The following is a 21,286-nucleotide window of genomic DNA, read 5'->3' on the forward strand; positions in this document are numbered from 1 at the left end:
AAAGGTTATATGTCTGAAGAGAGAGTAATAAGAATAAACAAGGTTTTAAGGGAATTAAATATTTCGTTAGAAAGAGCTGTTGATTATCTAAAAGATAAGGGAATTGCTATTGACGCAAATCCGAATGCAAAAATTTCTGATAGCGAATTTAATATCCTACAAAGCCAATTTGCGGGCGATAAGGGGAATAAGGAAGCTTCTAAAGAGGTAGGAGAAGAGAAGAGAAAAGAGAAAGAAGCTTTGCGTGTAGAACGTGAAAAAGAAGTAGAAGATAAACGCAGGCAAGACGAAGAACGTCAAAAGCAACAAGAGATTATCAAAGCGAAAGCTGTTGTGACCGGACCTGTTCAGGTTGGTAAAATTGACTTGAATCCTAAGAAACCTACAGTTGTTTCGACACCTTCAGAGGAGCCAGTTAAAGCTGATGAACCTAAAGTTGTTATTACTCAATCAGAAAAACCTATTCAAAAAGAAACTCCAAAGGCGGTAGAGCCAAAAGCTTCTGAAGAAAAAGTTGAAAAACCTATTGTTGCTGAGAAAAAAGAAGTAAAAGCTGAAAAGACTACTAAAGTAGCACAAGAACCAGTTGTAGCAACTGATCCTGAAACTGCTGAAGAGACAATCACTACACAATATCAAAAATTATCAGGAACAACTCTTACTGGTCAAACAATTGATTTATCTCAATTTAACAAGCCTAAGAAAAAGAAAGAGGATCCAAAGATAACACCTAATAAGCCGGGAGCCCCAGGCGCTGGAAATAACGCTAACAAAAATAAGCGTAAAAGAATTGCTCCTAAGCCAGGAGCTCCGGGTGCGCCAAAACCTGCAACAAGCAATGCGCCAGGAACACCAAATCCGAATAAAATTACACCAAATACTGGTGGTGGTGGAGGTTTTAATGCTAACAGAAGTGCAAGACCTGGTTTCGTAAAAGGAAACCGTCCAGCTATTGTTGCTAAAGTTGAGCCTACGGAAGAGGAAGTAAAAAACCAAATTAGAGAGACTCTTGAAAAACTTCAAGGTAAAGGAGGTAAATCAAAAGCAGCTAAATATAGAAGAGACAAAAGGGATACACACCGTCAGAAATCTGATGAAGAACAAAGAGCAATTGACGAAGGAAGTAAAACTATTAAGGTTACTGAATTTGTTACAGTTGGTGAAATTGCAATCATGATGGATGTGCCGATTACGAAAGTAATTGGAACCTGTATGTCACTTGGAATCATGGTAACCATGAACCAGCGTTTAGATGCTGAAACTTTAACTATCGTTGCTGATGAATTTGGTTACGAAGTTGAGTTTATCACAGTTGATATTGAAGAAGCTATTGAAGTTGTTGAGGATAAAGAAGAAGATTTAGTTACCAGAGCACCGATTGTTACTGTAATGGGTCACGTCGATCACGGTAAGACATCTTTACTGGATTATATTCGTAAAGAAAATGTTATTGCTGGTGAGTCGGGAGGTATTACACAACATATTGGAGCTTACGGAGTAACTTTAGATAACGGTCAAAAAATCGCATTTTTAGATACGCCAGGTCACGAGGCGTTTACTGCAATGCGTGCACGTGGAGCTCAGGTAACGGATATTGCAATTATTGTTGTGGCTGCGGATGATGATATCATGCCACAAACAAAAGAAGCAATTTCTCATGCACAAGCTGCAGGAGTACCAATTATATTTGCAATCAATAAAATTGATAAACCAAATGCTAATGTTGAGAAAATTAAAGAGCGTTTGGCTAGTATGAATTTACTTGTTGAAGATTGGGGTGGAAAAATTCAATCACATGATATTTCTGCAAAAGTTGGAACAGGTGTAAAAGAATTATTGGAAAAAGTTTTATTGGAAGCAGAAATATTAGATTTAAAGTCTAATCCAAATAAAGCAGCTCAGGGAACAGTTGTTGAAGCTTTTCTGGATAAAGGAAAAGGATATGTTTCTACAATCCTGGTTCAACATGGAACTTTAAAAGTTGGAGATTATATGTTAGCTGGAAAGCATCATGGAAAAATTAAAGCCATGCATGATGAAAGAGGACATATTGTTTTACAGGCAGGCCCTTCGACACCGGTTTCAGTTTTAGGTTTAGATGGAGCAGCAACGGCAGGTGATAAGTTTAATGTTTTTGAAGACGAAAAAGAAGCAAAACAAATTGCATCTAAACGTTCTCAATTAATGCGTGAACAATCAGTACGTACACAAAGACATATTACGCTTGACGAAATTGGCCGTCGTATTGCTCTTGGTCAGTTTAAAGAATTAAACGTAATCCTTAAAGGAGACGTTGATGGATCTGTTGAAGCATTATCAGATTCGTTCTCTAAACTTTCGACAGAAGAAATTCAAATTAATATTATACATAAAGGTGTTGGAGCAATTACAGAAACTGACGTTATGTTGGCTTCTGCTTCTGATGCGATTATTATCGGATTTAATGTTCGTCCTGCCGGAAATGCGAGACAGCTTGCTGATAAAGAAGAAATCGATATCCGTTACTACTCTATTATCTACGCAGCTATCGATGACTTAAAAGATGCAATGGAAGGAATGTTAGCTCCTGAGATGAAAGAGGAAATTCTTGGAACTGCTGAGATTCGTGAGATTTTCAAAATCTCTAAAGTAGGTTCTATTGCAGGATGTATGGTTATGGATGGTAAAATCATGAGAACTTCTAAAATTAGAGTTATCAGAGATGGAGTAGTGGTTCATACAGGCGAGCTTGTAGCCCTTAAACGTTTTAAAGATGATGTTAAGGAAGTCTCTAAAGGTTATGATTGCGGTATTCAGATTAAAGGATATAATGACATTGAAGAGAGAGATGTTATTGAAGCGTACCATGAAGTTGCTATCAAAAAGAAATTGAAATAAAATTCAATACAATATAAAAAAGTCCCAATGAAAATTGGGACTTTTTTATTTATAATAAGGAGATTGAAAAGCAGTTTTATTTTGTGAGTTTTATAGTGTAAAGAGTTAAAAACTATTTTAAGTATTTGAAAATAATGTAATATATTAATTCAGTATTTTATAAAGTTGAATTGTATGAATATATCTGGAAAAACTCTATGAAATTAATTATATATATGTCATTTTGTCTTTTAAAGAATCAATCGGAATGTGAAAAATATTTTATAATAAAAGAAAATAGTTTAGCCTGTTTATTTAATTTTCAGTAGTAAAATGATATACTGAAACTATTATTTTTTGGATGAAACCTGACAATCAAAAGAGAGTTTTTTAATTAGGATCTGAAAAAGGTAATTAAAGATAGCTAAGGAGCAAATAAAATATTATTTATAAAGTTATTTAAAGAGTGAATAAGTTATCAAAAGGGCCACTTAGAAGTGGTCCTTTTGATTGAAAACAGATGCTTTTATTTGCTCGGTTTAACAAGGAAAACACTTTTATATTTTTTTTTAATTTCTTCTAGATTTCTTTCAGCTTCTATTCTCGTTTTAAAATTTCCAACGATAACTTTATAATTAGGAGTGTTGAAAATTATAGTGCCGTCGATTGTGTTAAATTCTCTTTTAAAGCCCGATAAAGTTTTTTTTGCTTCATCGCTTTTTCCGCTAAAGATTTGAATTTTGTAAGTGTCGTTGGTACTAATTGACGTGTTAATTTTACGCTTGTCGTTCAATAATTGTTCAAATTTTGGGTCTTGATTTAAACTAATGTTTTGTTCTTGAGCATTAATATTGCATGTTAAAGCAAACATTGATAGTGACAGTAAAATTGTTTTTGACGGGGTTAAAATTCTCATAATGTGATGGTTTTTATGCAAAAGTAGTATTTAAACTTTATATGTGAAATGTTGTTATTATTTAGAATTGATATAAATTGATATTTAAGACTATTTTAAGGTTTTGAGAATAGTACTTAAATTGTATTTTTGTGCAAGTTTTAAAAAAAGGTGTTCGATTTTGACTAATTAATTACAGAAAAAATCATACCAAAAATTAGTAGATAATTTTATACTATATGAAAAAGGTGGGTAACCATAATTCGATCTCAAGAAAATTATTATTTAGCTTATCGCTAACGTTAATTTTCTCCCTAACTTCATTTGCTCAAGATCCTGCTGCTCCGGCTGCACCTGAAGCTGCTGCGCCTGCTGTAACTCAAGGTGGTGATCCGGTAAAAGGGAAAGAACTTTTTAATGCAAATTGTGCTGCATGTCACAAATTAGATGCTAAGTCAACAGGTCCTGCCTTAAGAGGAGTTGCTGCTAAGCATGAAATGGCTTGGATCTATAAATGGGTTCATAATAGCTCTGAAGTTATTAAGTCAGGTGATGCTGTTGCAGTTAAACTTTTTGAAGAAAACAACAAGTCTGTAATGACTGCTTTTCCTCAATTAGCAGAAGCGGATATTGATAATATTATCGCTTATACTTCTGAAGTAAAAGCTGAGCCTGCTGCTGGTACACCTGGTTCTGCGACTCCTCCGGGAACTAAAGTTGAAGATGGTGGTGTTTCTAATAATATTATTTTAACTGCCCTTGCCCTTGTAATGGTTATTTTGGTTGTTATGTTGTTTATGGTAAACAAGGTATTGGCTAAAGTTGCAAAAAACAATGGAATCGAGGTTGCGCCAAAAGAGACTAGAATTCCAATCTGGAAAGCTTTTGCTAAAAATCAATTTTTAGTATTGGTAACTTCTATATTCTTGCTTTTGGCAAGTAGTTATTTTGTATATGGCTTTTTAATGCAAGTTGGTGTTGATCAGAATTATGAGCCAATTCAACCAATTCATTATTCTCATAAAATTCACGCTGGAGATAACGAGATCAATTGTAAATATTGTCACTCTGCTGCTCGTGTGAGTAAAAATGCGGGTATCCCTTCTTTGAATGTTTGTATGAACTGTCATAAGAATATTTCTGAAGTTGCTGAGACTACTGCTACTCCAGAGTACAGTAAAGCTTTTTACGATGCTCAAATTCAAAAATTATATGATGCTGTAGGTTGGGATAAAACTAAGCAGGCTTATACAGGAAAAACACAACCTGTAAAGTGGGTTCGTATTCATAATTTGCCTGATTTTGTTTATTTTAATCACTCACAACACGTTACTGTTGCAGGGGTTGAATGTCAAACTTGTCACGGGCCAGTGCAGGAATTTGAAATCATGAAGCAATATTCTAAGTTAACAATGGGATGGTGTGTTGATTGCCATAGAAAAACTGATGTTAAGATGGAAGGTAATGCTTACTATGATAAAATTCATGCTGAACTTTCTAAAAAATACGGTGTAGATAAATTAACTGCAGCGCAAATGGGAGGTTTAGAATGCGGTAAATGCCACTATTAATCGAATTATTAAGATTTTAATATTTATATACAATGTCATCAAACAAAAAATACTGGAAAAGTGTTGAAGAACTAGAAAATAGTTCTATTGTTGAGGCGCTTAGAAATAACGAATTTGTTGAAGAAATTCCTACAGATGAATTCTTAGGAAATGCAGATGCTTTAGCGTCATCTGGAACTTCACGTCGTGACTTTTTAAAGTACGTAGGGTTTAGTACTGCAGCGGTTACGCTTGCTGCTTGCGAAGGTCCTGTTCACAAGTCTATCCCTTATGTGTTACAACCGGAACAAATCATTCCTGGTGTTGCTGATTACTATGCAACAACTGTTTTTGATGGTTTTGATTTTGCTAACCTTTTAGTGAAAACTCGTGAAGGTCGTCCAATTAAAATTGATAACAATACTATTTCTGGAGCTAAGTTTTCAGCCAATGCTAGAATTCATGCATCTATCTTATCTTTATATGATAGCATGCGTTTGAAAGAACCTAAATTGGAAGGAAAAAATAGTAGCTGGTCTGCTGTTGATTTAAAAATTAAATCAAGCTTGGCTGATGCAAAAGCAAAAGGCGGGCAAGTGGTATTGTTGACAAATACTTTAGCGAGTCCATCTACTGAGAAATTAATAGGTGAGTTTATTGCTAAAAACCCAAATGTAAAACATGTTGTTTATGACGCTGTTTCTTCTTCTGAAGCTTTAGATGCATTTGAAACAGTTTACGGAGAAAGAGCTCTTGTTGATTACGATTTTTCAAAAGCTTCTTTAATTGTTTCTGTTGGAGCTGATTTCTTAGGAGATTGGCAAGGGGGTAGTTATGATGCCGGATATGCTAAAGGACGTATTCCTCAAAACGGTAAAATGTCTCGTCATTTTCAGTTTGAATCAAATATGACATTATCTGGAGCTGCTGCTGACAAACGTGTTCCGATGACTCCGGCTGATCAAAAACAAGCTTTAGTTTTAGTTTATAATATTATTGCAGGTGCTTCTGTTCCGGTTTCTTTAGATGCTAAATTTAAGACAGAAGTTACTAAAGCTGCTCAACAGTTGAAAGCTGCTGGTTCTAAAGGAGTTTTAGTGTCTGGAATTGAAGATAAAAATGCTCAATTATTAGTATTGGCTATCAATCAGGTATTGGTTAGTGAAGCTTTTAATACAGCTGGTACAAGACAAATTAGAAAAGGTTCTAATGCAATTGTATCTCAATTAATAAAAGATATGAATGCAGGTAGTGTTCATACTTTAATCATGAGTGGTATTAATCCGGTTTATACATTAGCTGATTCAGCTTCTTTTGTATCTGGATTGAAAAAAGTAAAAACTTCAGTTGCTTTTTCTTTAAAAGAAGACGAAACTGCTTCAATTACTACAATCGCTGCTCCGGCACCTCATTACTTAGAATCTTGGGGAGATGTTATGATTACAAAAGGAACTTATAGTTTAACTCAACCAACTATTCGTCCTATATTTAATACAAAACAATTTCAAGATATTTTATTGTCATTAAGCGGGGTTGCTGGAACTTTCTACGATTATCTTAAAGCTAATTCAGCTGGGATTATTGCAGGTTCTTCCTGGAATAAAGTTTTACATGATGGTGTTTTTGTAATTGGTTCTGCTGCATTATCTGGTGGTTCTGTTGATTATGCTGCTGCTGCAAATGCGGTTTCAAAATCGAAAGCTGCTGGTGGATTTGAATTAGTATTGTATACTAAAACAGGTTTGGGTGACGGACAACAAGCAAACAATCCTTGGTTGCAAGAGTTTCCGGATCCAATTACAAGAGTTTCCTGGGATAACTATGTTACTGTTTCGAATGCAGATGCTAAAAAATTAGGCTTGACAAATGAAATTGTTGCTAACGGAGGTTTAAACGGAAGTTATGCTACAATTACTACTGCTGATGGGTTAAAACTAGATAATGTACCGGTTATTGTTCAGCCTGGACAAGCTGTTGGAACAGTTGGTTTAGCTGTTGGTTATGGTCGTAAAGCGGCTTTGAAAGAAGAAATGGTTGTAGGTTTAAATGCTTACACTTTATATAAAAACTTTAATAGTGTTCAATCTGTTTCTATTGCAAAAGCAAATGGAGTTCATGAGTTTGCTTGTGTTCAGGGACAGAAAACATTAATGGGTAGAGGAGATATTATTAAAGAAACTACTCTTGAAATATTTAATACTAGAGATGCAGAACATTGGAATGAAAAACCAATGGTATCTTTGGATCACCAGGAAGTTGAAGCTACAACAGTTGATTTATGGGAGTCATTTGATCGTTCTACAGGACATCACTTTAACCTTTCTATCGACTTAAATGCTTGTACAGGATGTGGAGCATGTGTTATTGCTTGTCATGCTGAGAACAACGTTCCGGTTGTAGGTAAAGCAGAGGTAAGAAGAAGTCGTGATATGCACTGGTTGCGTATTGACAGATATTATTCTTCTGAAAGTACTTTTGAAGGTGATAACGAAAGAAAAGAAAATATTGCAGGTTTGTCCAGTTCATTATCTACATTTAATGAAATGGAAAAAGCTGGAGATAATCCACAAGTTTCATTCCAGCCAGTTATGTGTCAGCACTGTAATCATGCACCATGTGAGACAGTTTGTCCGGTTGCTGCAACATCTCATGGTCGTGAAGGTCAAAATCACATGGCATACAACAGATGTGTTGGTACTCGTTATTGTGCTAACAACTGTCCATATAAAGTACGTCGTTTTAACTGGTTCTTGTATAACAAAAACAGTGAATTCGATTATCATATGAATGACGATTTAGGACGTATGGTATTAAATCCAGACGTAAACGTTCGTTCTCGTGGTGTTATGGAAAAATGTTCGATGTGTATTCAAATGACACAAGCTACTAAATTAAAAGCTAAAAACGAAGGTCGTCCAGTTGCTGATGGCGAATTTCAAACAGCTTGTTCTAACGCTTGTTCTTCTGGAGCAATGATATTTGGTGATGTTAATGATACTGAAAGTAAAGTTGCTAAATTAGCAGCTGATGAAAGATCATATCACTTATTAGAGCATGTTGGAACAAAACCTAATGTGGTTTACCATGTTAAAGTTAGAAATACGTAGTACAAAAAATTATTAATTAAGAAACAATATAAAGGATTATGTCGTCTCATTACGAAGCACCCATTAGAAAACCTTTAGTTATAGGTGATAAATCTTATCACGATGTAACAGTAGATGTAGCTGCACCTGTTGAAGGTCCAGCAAATAAACATTGGTGGATTGTATTTTCAATCGCATTAACAGCTTTCCTTTGGGGATTAGGCTGTATAATTTACACCGTATCTACCGGTATCGGAACATGGGGATTAAATAAAACAGTTGGTTGGGCTTGGGATATCACAAACTTCGTTTGGTGGGTTGGTATTGGTCACGCTGGAACATTAATTTCTGCGGTATTATTACTTTTCCGTCAACGTTGGAGAATGGCTATTAACCGTTCTGCAGAAGCAATGACTATCTTCTCAGTAGTTCAGGCAGGTTTATTTCCGATTATTCACATGGGACGTCCATGGTTAGCATACTGGGTTTTACCTATTCCAAATCAATTTGGATCTTTATGGGTAAACTTTAACTCACCATTGCTTTGGGATGTGTTCGCAATTTCAACATATCTTTCGGTATCATTAGTTTTCTGGTGGACTGGTTTATTGCCTGACTTTGCAATGCTGCGTGATAGAGCGGTAACTCCTTTTACAAAAAGAGTTTATTCTATTTTAAGTTTTGGATGGAGTGGTAGAGCTAAAGACTGGCAGCGTTTTGAAGAAGTCTCTTTAGTACTTGCAGGTTTAGCAACTCCTCTTGTACTTTCTGTACACACAATTGTATCGATGGACTTTGCTACTTCTGTAATTCCGGGATGGCATACAACAATTTTCCCTCCGTACTTCGTTGCGGGAGCGGTATTCTCAGGATTTGCAATGGTAAACACATTGTTGATTATTATGAGAAAGGTTTCTAACCTTGAAGCTTATATTACAGTACAGCATATTGAATTAATGAATATCATTATCATGATTACAGGTTCTATTGTTGGTGTAGCTTACATCACTGAGTTATTTGTAGCTTGGTATTCAGGTGTAGAATATGAGCAATATGCATTCTTAAACAGAGCTACCGGACCTTACTGGTGGGCATATTGGTCAATGATGACTTGTAACGTTTTCTCTCCGCAATTTATGTGGTTCAAAAAATTAAGAACAAGTATCATGTTTTCATTTATTATTTCGATTGTAGTAAACATCGGAATGTGGTTTGAAAGATTCGTAATTATTGTTACTTCTTTACATAGAGATTACCTTCCATCTTCTTGGACAATGTTTTCGCCAACATTTGTTGATATTGGAATTTTCATCGGAACGATAGGTTTCTTTTTTGTATTGTTTTTATTGTACTCCAGAACATTCCCTGTTATTGCTCAGGCAGAGGTAAAAACAATTTTGAAAGGAACAGGAGATAATTACATTAGAGAAAGAGCAAATAAAGATTCACATCATGAGTAATAAAGTAATATACGCCATTTATAATGACGATGATATTTTGATGGATGCAGTAAAGAAAACCAGAGCTGCACATCATCATATTGAAGAAGTTTTTACTCCATTCCCAGTTCACGGATTGGATAAAGCTATGGGTTTAGCGCCAACAAGATTAGCAATTTGTTCTTTTTTATATGGATGTGTTGGTATTTCTGTTGCAACAACAATGATGAGTTATATTATGATTCATGACTGGCCACAGGATATTGGTGGAAAACCAAGTTTTAGTTTCATTCAGAATATGCCGGCTTTCGTGCCAATTATGTTTGAGATGACCGTATTTTTTGCTGCTCACTTAATGGTAATTACTTTTTATATGAGAAGTAGATTATGGCCATTTAAAGATGCTGAAAATCCTGATGTAAGAACAACAGATGACCATTTTTTAATGGAGGTTGCTGTAAACAATAACGAAGCAGAACTAGTTTCTTTTTTCGAAGGTACGGGAGCAGTTGAAGTTAAAGTAATTGAAAAGAATTAATTGTAGCTATGAAAAGGATATATAAAATAACACTTTTAGTTGGTATAACTATTTTAGTTTCATCTTGCCACAATAATTCGGCACCAAACTATCAGTATTTCCCTAATATGTATGAATCTGTAGGATATGAAACATATTCCGAAGCTTCTGTATTTAAAGGAGGAAAAGAAGGACAGCTTCCTGTAAAAGGAACTATTAACAGAGGTTTTGAACCTTATGAATATGAAAATTCGACTGCAGGTTATGAATTGGCTAAAGCTAATTTAAAATCTCCTTTGGATTCTATCGAAAGAAATTCTGGTAAAGGAAAAGAACTTTTCGAAATTTATTGTATTAGTTGCCATGGTGCAGCTGGTAACGGTAAAGGTAAATTGGTTGAAAGAGAAAAATTTCTTGGAGTACCTAGCTATAAAGACAGAGTAATTACTGAAGGAAGTATCTTTCACGTAGAGACTTATGGTTTAAATGCAATGGGTTCACATGCAAATCAATTAAGTGCCCATGAACGTTGGTTGGTTGCTGACTATGTTCTGAAACTAAAAAGCCAATTATAATTGTTGAACAAACTGATCGTAATAGATATGTATACATTTTCAAGTAAATTAAAAACTTTTTCTATCATCCTAATGGCCATTGGTATATTAGGTATTGGGTATGGTTTTTTAAGTGCTCCTAAAGATATTCAAGAAGTTGAAAAAATACTAGCTGCAGATGCACATGGTTCTCATGGTGCGGAACATGAAGCTACTACTGAGGCTTCTCACAAAGAAGCTGGACACCATGAAGCTGCTGAAGCTTCACATGAATCACATAATGGTGGAGAGCATGAAAAAGTTGGTGCTTCTAATGAGCATGAAAAACATTTAAACCATGTATTGCACCAATTACAAAACAAGCCTTGGTCTGCATTATATGTTGCTTGTATTTTCTTTTTACTGCTTTCTATGGGAGTTTTAGCATTTTATGCTATACAACAAGTTGCTCAGGCAGGTTGGTCTCCTGTTTTGTTTAGAGTTATGCAGGGAATAACAGCATATTTGCCCGTTGCTTCTGTAATTTTCTTTATTATATTGGTTCTTTGCGGATTACATTTTAACCATATTTTTGTTTGGTTGGAAAAAGGCGTTACAATTGAAGGTAATCCTAATTATGATGAAATTATTGCCGGTAAAGCTGGTTATTTAAACTTTCCTTTCTGGATTGCCAGAGCTGGAATCTTTTTATTAGGTTGGAATTTATATCGTTATTATTCCAGAAAAAACTGTTTGGCTCAAGATGAAGCTAATGATGATTTAAATTACAAAAAGAATTTTAAACAATCTGCCGGATTTTTAGTGTTCTTTATTGTATCTGAATCTATTATGTCTTGGGATTGGATTATGTCATTTGATCCACACTGGTTTAGTACATTGTTTGGCTGGTATGTATTTGCTTCTTTCTTTGTAAGTGGTATTACTACTATAGCATTGATTACAGTATACTTAAAATCTAAAGGATATTTAGAATATGTAAATACAAGTCATATTCATGATTTAGCTAAATTCATGTTCGGTATCAGTATTTTTTGGACCTATTTATGGTTCTCTCAATTCATGTTGATTTGGTATGCTAATATTCCTGAAGAGGTAACTTATTTTATAACAAGAATTCAATTATACAACTTGCCTTTCTTTGGTGCCGTAGTTATGAATTTTGTTTTCCCATTATTGATATTAATCAATACAGATTTTAAACGTCTTAGCTGGGTTATTGTAATGGCTGGTATAGTAATTTTATTAGGGCATTATGTTGACTTCTTTAATATGATTATGCCAGGTACGGTAGGAGATAAATGGTTTATTGGAGTTCCTGAAATTGCATCTATTCTTTTCTTCCTAGGATTATTCATTTTTGTAGTATTTACTGCATTGACTAAAGCTCCTTTATTGGCAAAAAGAAATCCTTTCATTGAAGAAAGTAAACATTTTCATTATTAATATTTAAAGAAATAAACAGATGACAAGTTTGTTGGTAATTATAGTTTTAGTTTTATTAGCAGTTGCATTGTGGCAATTGACCAAGATTTTTGATCTTACTCAAGTAGGATCTTCTTCGGACGATTCGCAAGTTGCATCAGATAATGATAATAATATTCAGGGATATATTATGTTTGGCTTTTTGGCTTTCATTTATATATTTACTATTTATGGTTTACTAAAATGGGGTCATTTAGCACTTCATACACCTGCTTCCGAGCACGGAATTTTAGTAGATAGTTTGATGAATATTACTTGGGTTTTAATTTTTGCAGTTCAGGTTATTACACAAGGATTATTATACTGGTTTTCTTTTAAAAATAGAGGAAATAAAGATAGAAAAGCATTATTCTTTGCAGATAGTAATAAATTAGAGGCAATCTGGAGTATTATTCCATCTGTTGTTTTGGCAGTTTTAATTCTTTATGGATTGTATGCATGGAACAATATCATGTTTGTTGATAAAGATGAAGACGTTATTGAAATCGAATTATACGCACAACAATTTAAATGGACTGCTAGATATGCAGGTCAGGATAATACTTTAGGAAAAGCTAATGTACGTTTAATTGAAGGAGTAAATACTTTAGGTGTTGATATGTCTGACCCTAATGCTCAAGATGATATTGTAGTTACAGAATTACATATTCCTAAAGGTAAAAAAATACATTTCAAGATGCGTTCTCAGGATGTACTTCACTCAGCTTATATGCCTCACTTTAGAGCACAAATGAACTGTGTTCCCGGTATGGTTACTGAATTTGCTTTTATTCCAACTTATACAACTGCTGAATATAGAGAGTTGCCTTTTATGGTTGAAAAAGTATCAAATATCAATAAAATCAGAGCTGTTAAAAGTGCTGAATTAGTTGCTAAAGGCGGTACAGCTTTGGATCCTTATACATTTGATTATTTATTATTATGTAATAAAATTTGTGGAGCATCTCATTACAATATGCAAATGAAAGTGGTTGTTGATTCACCGGCTGATTACAAAAAATGGTTAAGCGAAAAAACTACTTTAGCTCAGGATATTAAAGCTGCAGCTGCTGCTGAGAAACCAGCTGAAGAAGTTAAAGCTTCTACTACAGACAGCACAGCTAAAGACACTGTTAAAGCAGTTATAGATACTGTTAAAGCAGTTGTAGCTAAAGTTGCAATGAAATAATATTTATTAAGAAATTTAAAGTATACATATATGTCAGCAGAACACGATCACGGACACGATCACGATCACGAGCACGAACATCACCATAAAGACACTTTCATTACTAAATATATATTTAGTATTGATCACAAAATGATTGCTAAGCAATACTTGATTACAGGTATTATAATGGGAGTAATTGGTGTTGCAATGTCCTTGCTTTTCAGAATGCAATTGGCGTGGCCTGAAGAGTCTTTCAAAATCTTTAATGTTTTATTAGGAGATAAATTTGCACCAGACGGTGTAATGGCAAATGATATTTATTTAGCTTTAGTTACAATTCATGGTACCATAATGGTATTCTTTGTACTAACGGCAGGTTTGAGCGGAACTTTTAGTAATTTGCTTATTCCACTCCAAATTGGAGCCAGAGATATGGCTTCCGGTTTTATGAATATGATTTCATACTGGTTGTTTTTCTTATCAGCTGTAATAATGTTATCTTCATTATTTGTTGAAGCCGGACCAGCATCTGCAGGTTGGACAATTTACCCGCCATTAAGTGCATTGCCACAAGCAATTCCAGGTTCAGGAGCAGGTATGACTTTATGGTTAGTTTCGATGGCTATCTTTATTGCATCTTCTTTAATGGGATCTTTAAATTACATTGTAACTGTAATCAATTTAAGAACAAAGGGAATGTCTATGACCAGACTTCCTCTTACAATCTGGACATTTTTCGTAACGGCTATTATTGGTGTTATTTCGTTTCCAGTATTATTATCTGCTGCTTTATTATTGATTTTTGATAGAAGTTTTGGTACTTCATTCTTCTTGTCTGATATTTATATTGCAGGAGAGGTTTTACATTATCAAGGTGGTTCTCCAGTATTGTTTGAGCACTTATTCTGGTTCTTGGGTCACCCTGAAGTTTATATTGTAATCTTACCGGCAATGGGTCTTGTCTCTGAGATCATGGCTACGAATTCTCGTAAACCAATCTTCGGATACAGAGCGATGATCATGTCAGTTCTTGCAATTGCATTTTTATCTACAATTGTTTGGGGGCACCATATGTTTATTTCAGGTATGAATCCTTTCTTAGGATCTGTATTTACCTTTACAACTTTATTGATTGCAATTCCATCTGCTGTAAAAGCTTTTAACTGGATTACAACTCTATGGAAAGGTAACTTACAATTTAACCCGGCAATGTTATTCTCTATAGGAATGGTTTCTACTTTCATCACCGGAGGTTTAACCGGAATCATTTTAGGAGACAGTACTTTAGATATTAACGTTCATGATACTTACTTTGTAATTGCTCACTTTCACTTAGTAATGGGTATCTCAGCACTTTACGGAATGTTTGCTGGTATTTATCACTGGTTCCCTAGAATGTACGGAAGAATGTTGAATAAAAACTTAGGATATATTCACTTTTGGGTAACTGCTGTTTGTGCTTATGGAGTATTCTTCCCAATGCATTTCATCGGACTAGCAGGTTTACCAAGACGTTATTATACAAATACAAACTTTCCATTATTTGATGACTTACAAAATGTGAATGTTTTAATTACAACATTTGCTCTTGTTGGTGGAGCTTTCCAATTGGTATTCCTGTACAATTTCTTTAGTAGTATTTTCTACGGTAAAAAAGCAGTTCAAAATCCATGGAAATCAACAACATTAGAATGGACAGCTCCGATAGAACATATACACGGTAACTGGCCAGGTGAAATCCCTCACGTATACCGTTGGCCATATGACTATAGTAATCCAAATCATGACGTAGATTTTGTTCCGCAAAATGTACCAATGAAAGAAGGTGAAGAAATTTTACATCACTAAAAAATATTTAAAAAGACTGTCAGAAACGACAGTCTTTTTTTGTTTAGTTCAGTTCCATATAAAATCTTGTTTTGCAAACTAATTAGTTTCTATATCTTTGTAGGATGAATGAAAACCTAGATCCTACTACAAAAGGATACAACCCGGAAGAATTAGATCTCGAAAAAAAATTACGTCCATTATCATTTGATGATTTTGCAGGACAGGATCAGGTATTGGAGAATTTAAAAGTTTTTGTTGCAGCTGCTAATCAACGTGGAGAAGCACTTGACCATACTTTATTTCACGGACCTCCGGGACTGGGAAAAACGACTTTGGCTAATATCTTAGCAAATGAACTTGAGGTCGGAATCAAAATCACATCAGGACCAGTTTTAGATAAACCAGGTGATCTTGCAGGTTTGCTAACCAATCTTGATGAAAGAGATGTTTTGTTTATTGATGAAATTCACCGTTTAAGTCCTATAGTAGAAGAATATCTTTATTCAGCTATGGAAGATTTCAAAATTGATATTATGATAGAATCTGGCCCAAATGCTAGAACAGTTCAAATCAATCTGAATCCTTTTACTTTAATAGGAGCCACAACACGATCAGGATTGCTAACAGCACCAATGCGAGCCCGTTTCGGAATTTCATCGAGGCTTCAATATTATACTACTGAACTTCTAACAACAATTGTGGAAAGAAGTGCTTCCATATTAAAAATGCCAATTGGATTAGATGCTGCGATCGAAATTGCCGGACGTAGCAGAGGGACACCACGTATTGCGAATGCATTATTACGTAGAGTTCGTGATTTTGCCCAAATTAAAGGTAACGGAACAATCGATCTGGAAATAGCCCGTTATGCATTAAAAGCACTCAATGTTGATGCCCATGGTCTTGACGAAATGGATAATAAAATTTTGCTGACTATTATCAATAAGTTCAAAGGAGGTCCTGTCGGGCTTTCGACTTTGGCTACAGCTGTTTCGGAAAGCAGCGAGACAATCGAAGAAGTATATGAACCTTTTTTAATTCAGGAAGGTTTTATTATGCGTACTCCTCGTGGCCGTGAAGTGACCGACAAAGCCTATAAACATTTAGGTAAAATAAATACAAACATTCAGGGAGGGTTGTTTTAGTTTTTTTTAAGAAGCTTTTCCAGCCATCCACTATATCTTTGCCTGCCTAAAGAAGGCAAGCAAAGGATGCCGTTGCTGTCTGGGCTAGGGCTTTCCGTTTAATATAATATTTTGCATTGATAAATTCAAAAGAGACATATTCTAAATTTATTAAATCTGAAGCAAAACGACTTGGTTTTCTTTCTTGTGGTATATCCAAGGCTGGATTTTTAGAACAAGAAGCCCCACGACTTGAAAATTGGTTAAAAAACAATCGAAACGGTCAAATGGCATACATGGAAAACCATTTTGACAAACGTTTAGATCCAACATTATTAGTTGATGATGCAAAAAGTGTTGTCTCACTTTTACTTAATTATTACCCGGGTGAAACTCAAAACCAAGAGAGTTTCAAGATTTCAAAATATGCTTACGGTCAGGATTATCATTTTGTAATCAAAGAAAAACTAAAGGAATTTCTTTTTTCCATTCAGAAAAATATAGGAGAGGTTTCTGGCCGCGCTTTTGTTGATTCAGCTCCCGTTCTGGATAAAGCCTGGGCTGCAAAAAGTGGTTTAGGATGGATTGGTAAAAATAGTAACCTATTAACTCAAAAAGTAGGTTCTTTTTATTTTATTGCAGAACTTATTTTGGATCTGGATTTAGAATACGATCATGCAACAACAGATCATTGCGGTTCTTGTACTGCTTGTATTGATGCCTGCCCTACACAGGCAATTGTTGCTCCATATATTGTTGATGGAAGTAAATGTATTTCGTATTATACCATCGAGCTTAAAGAAAATATCCCTTACGAAATGAAAGGGAAATTCGACGAATGGATGTTTGGTTGTGATACCTGTCAGGATGTTTGTCCATGGAATCGGTTTTCAAAACCCCATTCTGAACCATTATTCAGCCCCAATTCAGATCTGCTTTCATACTCAAAAAAAGATTGGATTGAAATTACAGAAGAAACTTTCCGTACCGTTTTCAAAAACTCACCTATTAAAAGAGCCAAGTTCGATGGCTTAAAGAGAAATGTTAAGTTTTTAGAATAATTCTGAAAATCTCATAAAATTCTAAAATTAATTTAACAAATATAAGTAACTATTAATAAGTAAAAATAGTCTTGTAACTCCTTTTTCCTCTTTCGTGACCAAGAATCTTCTTCTTGTACCATTTTTTTATTTAAGGGCATCTGTCTGATATAGTTTTGGGCTTTTGAAAAAAAAAGCCAGCAAAAATTATTTTCAAAATTTGTTTTCTATGTATGATATAAATGCTTTCATCTAATCTCTTGTAATATTTTAATTAATGACAAATTCAAAAAAACGTAAGGGGCCACTATAATAAACGAGGAGAATTCTGAAAAAGAATTATAAGTAAGAAAGTTAAATATAGTTGTTATTTCTAAAAATATAAAAAAAACTAATATTTTTTATTTAATAATCTTTTTGTTTAACATAAAGTTATTTTTTTTATAAATAATAAAGATCAAAGTATAAAAAAATGTATTTCATCGTCTAATTAAGCCATTCACCGAAAAATGTAGCTAATATTTTATAGTTTATATACTTTCGCCAAACCCAATCTGCTGAATATCAACCAAGAAGTTTTTTGGGTCTTTTAAATTGAAATTATGGGGCACAAATTACTTTACTGTTATAAAAATCTCGTAAGAATCTTTTCGGGACTATCATCCATTTTTAATTTTTTTATAAAATCACTGTTTACTCCGGAATCTTCTTTTGGATTTTCCGATTTTTTCATTTCTATTATTCAAACCAAAACTGTCTATGTATAACTTTACTTTCAACGAGCTTAACTCTTTTAAGCTGGTTACTTTTAGTTTATTTTTTGTTCATTTTTTGACAAAAGCAAATTCACAAATCTTTTTGAAATGAGATATTTATTTAGAATGAAATGCAATCGCAACAATAATAATAAATAACAAAGGAATTGTTTTAATAGACCTAATGTTTTACAGAATTAAAAAAAACTATTTTAATTATATAGTATGAATAAAAAAATACTTTCTACTACAAATTCATTTAAGTACCTACTAGCTTTACTATTTTTAGTAACAGCTACATTACAGCTACAAGCTCAAGCAGGAATTGCTACAACAGGTACAGGCTTGTATAAAGACAAAATTTTTTGGCTCAATTGGGATTTAAATGGTGATGGAGCACCTGCAGATATCATCACAAATGGAACCACTCGATCTTTTACTGCGCCTTCTGGAGTTATCTACACTGCAACAGTTTCTCTTGCAACAGGTACACCAGGACTCCCTCAATCTCGAAAAACTGATAATTTTACAGGAAATAATTTCCCTTTTGGCTATGGCAATATTGGCGGCAACAATGGAGCAGGTAATATTATAGGTATAAATAATGGAGGTACTAACGCTACGGCTAGTCTTCGACTAACAATTGTTGCAAACTATCCCAACGGTACTACAGGAAACGTTGCAGCCTTTGCGATTGCAGGTACAGAATCATTAAATGGTACAAACGAATATTACCAAATTACTACTCCATCAGGAACCATTAAGTATATGGATAAATACATTTATCAAGATACTTGGGCAAATATGAGTACACAACTTCAGGTTTCCGGAGCTGGATCAACAGTGAGAGTTACGAATCAAAATACAGGTGATTCCAGAGGAGATGCTTTGTTGATAGCAGAAAATGTACCTTATATTGATGTCGCCGTAAAAGGAAACTCAATACAGCATTTTGCTATTGGGTTTATGGAAAATGTAGATTATTCTGATGCACCAACTAGCTACGGTCAAGCGGTGCATATCGTCACTAGCTCTATTACAGGCGGTACTCTGCCAATAGGCAATACAAATCTATCTACAACAACAAATGTACTGGACGCTCAAAGGGGTACTTTTGCAGATCCACAACTAATGCTGGGTACTACTGTAGATACTGAAGCAGCATATTCACCAGTTGCAGCTGGAACAAATCCTAATGCAGATGATCTGGCAGGGATTGATGATGAAGATGCTGTTGTAGGTTTCTCCTGGCCGCTTTGTCAGGCTACTGTAGCAGCAAAAAACCTAACAGGCAATCCAGCCTATCTAAGCTTATGGATAGACGCCAATAGTAATGGTGTTTTTGATACAAGTGAAAAAGCAACTTATACAGTACCTACCGGTACTAATGGAAATATAGTAATGTCGCTTGCAGCTATTTCAGGGTTAAAGTCAGGCAGCAATTATTATACTAGAATACGACTCTCTTCAACAAATAATTTAGGTCCTACAGGATTTGCTTTTGATGGTGAAGTAGAAGACCATTGGGTGAATATAAACTCTGTAATTGCAACACCTTCACCTCTAACCGTTTGTCAGGGACAAACGGCTTCGTTTGTAGGAGTAACTGATGTTGGAGCTACGCATAGCTGGACTGGCCCAAATGGCTTCACATCCACTTTACAAAGTCCATCGATACCTAATGTCCAACCTATAGATGCTGGAGTATACACATTAACTCTTACTTACACTTCAGGTTGTATTATTTCTTCAGATCTGACGCTAATCGTTACGCCAACAAATACCATAGCAACTGGTGTTGATAGAACAACTTGTATCAATACTGCCATTACCAACATAACTCTGGCAACAACTGGTGCAACTGGAGCTACATTCTCTGGATTGCCAGCAGGCGTTAACGGATCTTGGGCAGCAAATTTGGTGACCATAAGCGGTACGCCAACAGCAGCAGGGACTTTCAATTATACCGTAACTACAACTGGTGGATGTCCTCCAGCAACAGCTACAGGAATAATAACAGTTAATCCATTAAACACCATAGCTACAGGTGCAAACCGCACTGCATGTATCAATAGTACTATGCCTAGTATTGCGTTGGCAACTACAGGAGCTACAGGGGCAACTTTCGCTGGATTACCAGCAGGTGTTACGGGGACTTGGGCAGGAAATGTGGCAACTATAAGCGGTACACCAACAGCAGCAGGGACTTTCAATTATACTGTAACTACAACTGGTGGATGTCCTCCAGCAACAGCTACAGGAACGATTACAGTTATTAACACTCCCGTTTCAACCAGTATTACCCCTTCAACAACTCCAATTTGTTCGGGAAGTAACGCTGTCTTTAATCTTAGCGGTACTGCAGATGCAACTATTACTTATAATATTAATGGAGGAGCATCTCAAACAGTTATATTAAATGCTGGTGGTACAGCTTCTGTATCTGTTCCAGCAGTGACAGTTAATACAACTCTTAATGCTACAAATATTACTACAGCAACATCTACAATAACTGGCAATGGATTATCTGCAACTGGTGGTGTAAATCCAACTAATGCAACAGGAGCCATATCAAACTTAGGAGATGCAGCAAATGCAACTAATTCTGCTACAATTAACAATGCAAATAATATTTTAACAATAACCTTACAAAATACAGTCCCAGCTAACACAGCAGTAACTGTAAGTATTGCAAGAGATGACAATGCAGGAAGTGTTACTATATCTGATGGCACAGCTAATATTGGAAGTTTTAGTGCAGCACCCAATGATGTATTACAGCGTATAACAGTGACAACTACTGTTGCAACAAATACTATTCGTATTACAAGAAATTCATCAGGAGGAACCACATGGGTAGATGGTGTAGCATATAGCTACACAGTTTCTGGATGTTCATCGGCACTATCTAATTCCTCGACTATAACGGTAAATCCAGCTTCAGTTGGAGGGACTATTGCAAGCACAGCAATTTGTACGGGATCCGGAACTACATTAAACCTGTCTGG

Annotated in this window: 13 protein-coding genes; 12 read left to right on the plus strand and 1 reads right to left on the minus strand. The window is 35.0% G+C overall.

Features of this window, described 5'->3' with window-relative positions; all coding sequences use genetic code 11:
• Window positions 1-9 precede the first annotated feature (9 nt).
• Window positions 10-2,877 (plus strand): translation initiation factor IF-2, encoded by a 2,868-nt coding sequence (gene infB, locus PMI10_RS13850; protein ID WP_007808953.1) that lies wholly within the window; start codon window positions 10-12, stop codon window positions 2,875-2,877.
• A 505-nt stretch (window positions 2,878-3,382) separates the two neighbouring features.
• Here infB and PMI10_RS13855 read toward each other — a convergent pair.
• Window positions 3,383-3,772 carry an SPOR domain-containing protein gene (locus PMI10_RS13855; RefSeq protein WP_007808955.1) on the minus strand — a complete coding sequence of 130 codons (390 nt, stop codon included), beginning with the start codon at window positions 3,770-3,772 and terminating at the stop codon, window positions 3,383-3,385.
• A gap of 218 nt (window positions 3,773-3,990) precedes the next feature.
• Between PMI10_RS13855 and PMI10_RS13860 the strand changes: the two genes are divergently transcribed.
• The 11 genes from PMI10_RS13860 to PMI10_RS13910 form a co-directional block, all read left to right on the plus strand.
• The gene (locus tag PMI10_RS13860) at window positions 3,991-5,322 is read left to right on the plus strand and encodes a c-type cytochrome (RefSeq protein WP_007808956.1); all 1,332 of its coding nucleotides are present in this window, start codon (window positions 3,991-3,993) and stop codon (window positions 5,320-5,322) included.
• Between the two features lie 32 nt (window positions 5,323-5,354).
• Window positions 5,355-8,408 (plus strand): TAT-variant-translocated molybdopterin oxidoreductase, encoded by a 3,054-nt coding sequence (locus PMI10_RS13865; RefSeq protein ID WP_007808958.1) that lies wholly within the window; start codon window positions 5,355-5,357, stop codon window positions 8,406-8,408.
• Between the two features lie 38 nt (window positions 8,409-8,446).
• Complete coding sequence (nrfD, locus tag PMI10_RS13870) at window positions 8,447-9,847, plus strand: NrfD/PsrC family molybdoenzyme membrane anchor subunit (protein WP_007808961.1); 1,401 nt, start codon at window positions 8,447-8,449, stop codon at window positions 9,845-9,847.
• A complete protein-coding gene (locus PMI10_RS13875) occupies window positions 9,840-10,364 on the plus strand; it encodes a DUF3341 domain-containing protein (RefSeq protein ID WP_007808962.1) in 525 nt (174 codons plus the stop codon). Before nrfD ends, PMI10_RS13875 begins: the two co-directional genes overlap by 8 nt.
• Before the next feature lie 8 nt (window positions 10,365-10,372).
• Complete coding sequence (locus PMI10_RS13880) at window positions 10,373-10,918, plus strand: c-type cytochrome (RefSeq protein ID WP_007808965.1); 546 nt, start codon at window positions 10,373-10,375, stop codon at window positions 10,916-10,918.
• 27 nt (window positions 10,919-10,945) lie between these two features.
• Window positions 10,946-12,340: a hypothetical protein gene (locus PMI10_RS13885; protein ID WP_007808967.1), complete on the plus strand. Its 1,395-nt coding sequence runs from the start codon at window positions 10,946-10,948 to the stop codon at window positions 12,338-12,340.
• 19 nt (window positions 12,341-12,359) lie between these two features.
• Complete coding sequence (locus PMI10_RS13890; protein WP_007808969.1) at window positions 12,360-13,547, plus strand: cytochrome c oxidase subunit II; 1,188 nt, start codon at window positions 12,360-12,362, stop codon at window positions 13,545-13,547.
• 30 nt (window positions 13,548-13,577) lie between these two features.
• Window positions 13,578-15,377, plus strand: coding sequence for a cytochrome c oxidase subunit I (locus PMI10_RS13895; protein WP_007808971.1), 1,800 nt, complete (start codon window positions 13,578-13,580; stop codon window positions 15,375-15,377).
• Window positions 15,378-15,481: 104 nt separating this feature from the next.
• Entirely contained in the window at window positions 15,482-16,504 is a 1,023-nt protein-coding gene (gene ruvB / locus PMI10_RS13900) for a Holliday junction branch migration DNA helicase RuvB (protein WP_007808973.1), read from the plus strand.
• A 116-nt stretch (window positions 16,505-16,620) separates the two neighbouring features.
• On the plus strand, window positions 16,621-17,544 hold the full coding sequence (queG, locus tag PMI10_RS13905; RefSeq protein ID WP_035631892.1) for a tRNA epoxyqueuosine(34) reductase QueG: 924 nt from the start codon (window positions 16,621-16,623) through the stop codon (window positions 17,542-17,544).
• A gap of 959 nt (window positions 17,545-18,503) precedes the next feature.
• On the plus strand, window positions 18,504-21,286 hold a 2,783-nt coding region (locus PMI10_RS13910), incomplete at its 3' end, for a GEVED domain-containing protein (protein ID WP_007808977.1).

The organism is Flavobacterium sp. CF136, from assembly GCF_000282055.1.
GTDB lineage: Bacteria > Bacteroidota > Bacteroidia > Flavobacteriales > Flavobacteriaceae > Flavobacterium.

What these genes read in the sequence shown, in the direction of transcription:
- PMI10_RS13875 (WP_007808962.1), top strand. Translation starts at nt 9,840, where the DNA reads ATGAGTAATAAAGTAATATACGCCATTTATAATGACGATGATATTTTG.
- PMI10_RS13895 (WP_007808971.1), top strand. Translation starts at nt 13,578, where the DNA reads ATGTCAGCAGAACACGATCACGGACACGATCACGATCACGAGCACGAA.
- infB (WP_007808953.1), top strand. Translation starts at nt 10, where the DNA reads ATGTCTGAAGAGAGAGTAATAAGAATAAACAAGGTTTTAAGGGAATTA.
- PMI10_RS13885 (WP_007808967.1), top strand. Translation starts at nt 10,946, where the DNA reads ATGTATACATTTTCAAGTAAATTAAAAACTTTTTCTATCATCCTAATG.
- PMI10_RS13865 (WP_007808958.1), top strand. Translation starts at nt 5,355, where the DNA reads ATGTCATCAAACAAAAAATACTGGAAAAGTGTTGAAGAACTAGAAAAT.
- PMI10_RS13880 (WP_007808965.1), top strand. Translation starts at nt 10,373, where the DNA reads ATGAAAAGGATATATAAAATAACACTTTTAGTTGGTATAACTATTTTA.
- nrfD (WP_007808961.1), top strand. Translation starts at nt 8,447, where the DNA reads ATGTCGTCTCATTACGAAGCACCCATTAGAAAACCTTTAGTTATAGGT.
- PMI10_RS13890 (WP_007808969.1), top strand. Translation starts at nt 12,360, where the DNA reads ATGACAAGTTTGTTGGTAATTATAGTTTTAGTTTTATTAGCAGTTGCA.
- PMI10_RS13855 (WP_007808955.1), bottom strand. Translation starts at nt 3,772, where the DNA reads ATGAGAATTTTAACCCCGTCAAAAACAATTTTACTGTCACTATCAATG.
- ruvB (WP_007808973.1), top strand. Translation starts at nt 15,482, where the DNA reads ATGAATGAAAACCTAGATCCTACTACAAAAGGATACAACCCGGAAGAA.
- PMI10_RS13860 (WP_007808956.1), top strand. Translation starts at nt 3,991, where the DNA reads ATGAAAAAGGTGGGTAACCATAATTCGATCTCAAGAAAATTATTATTT.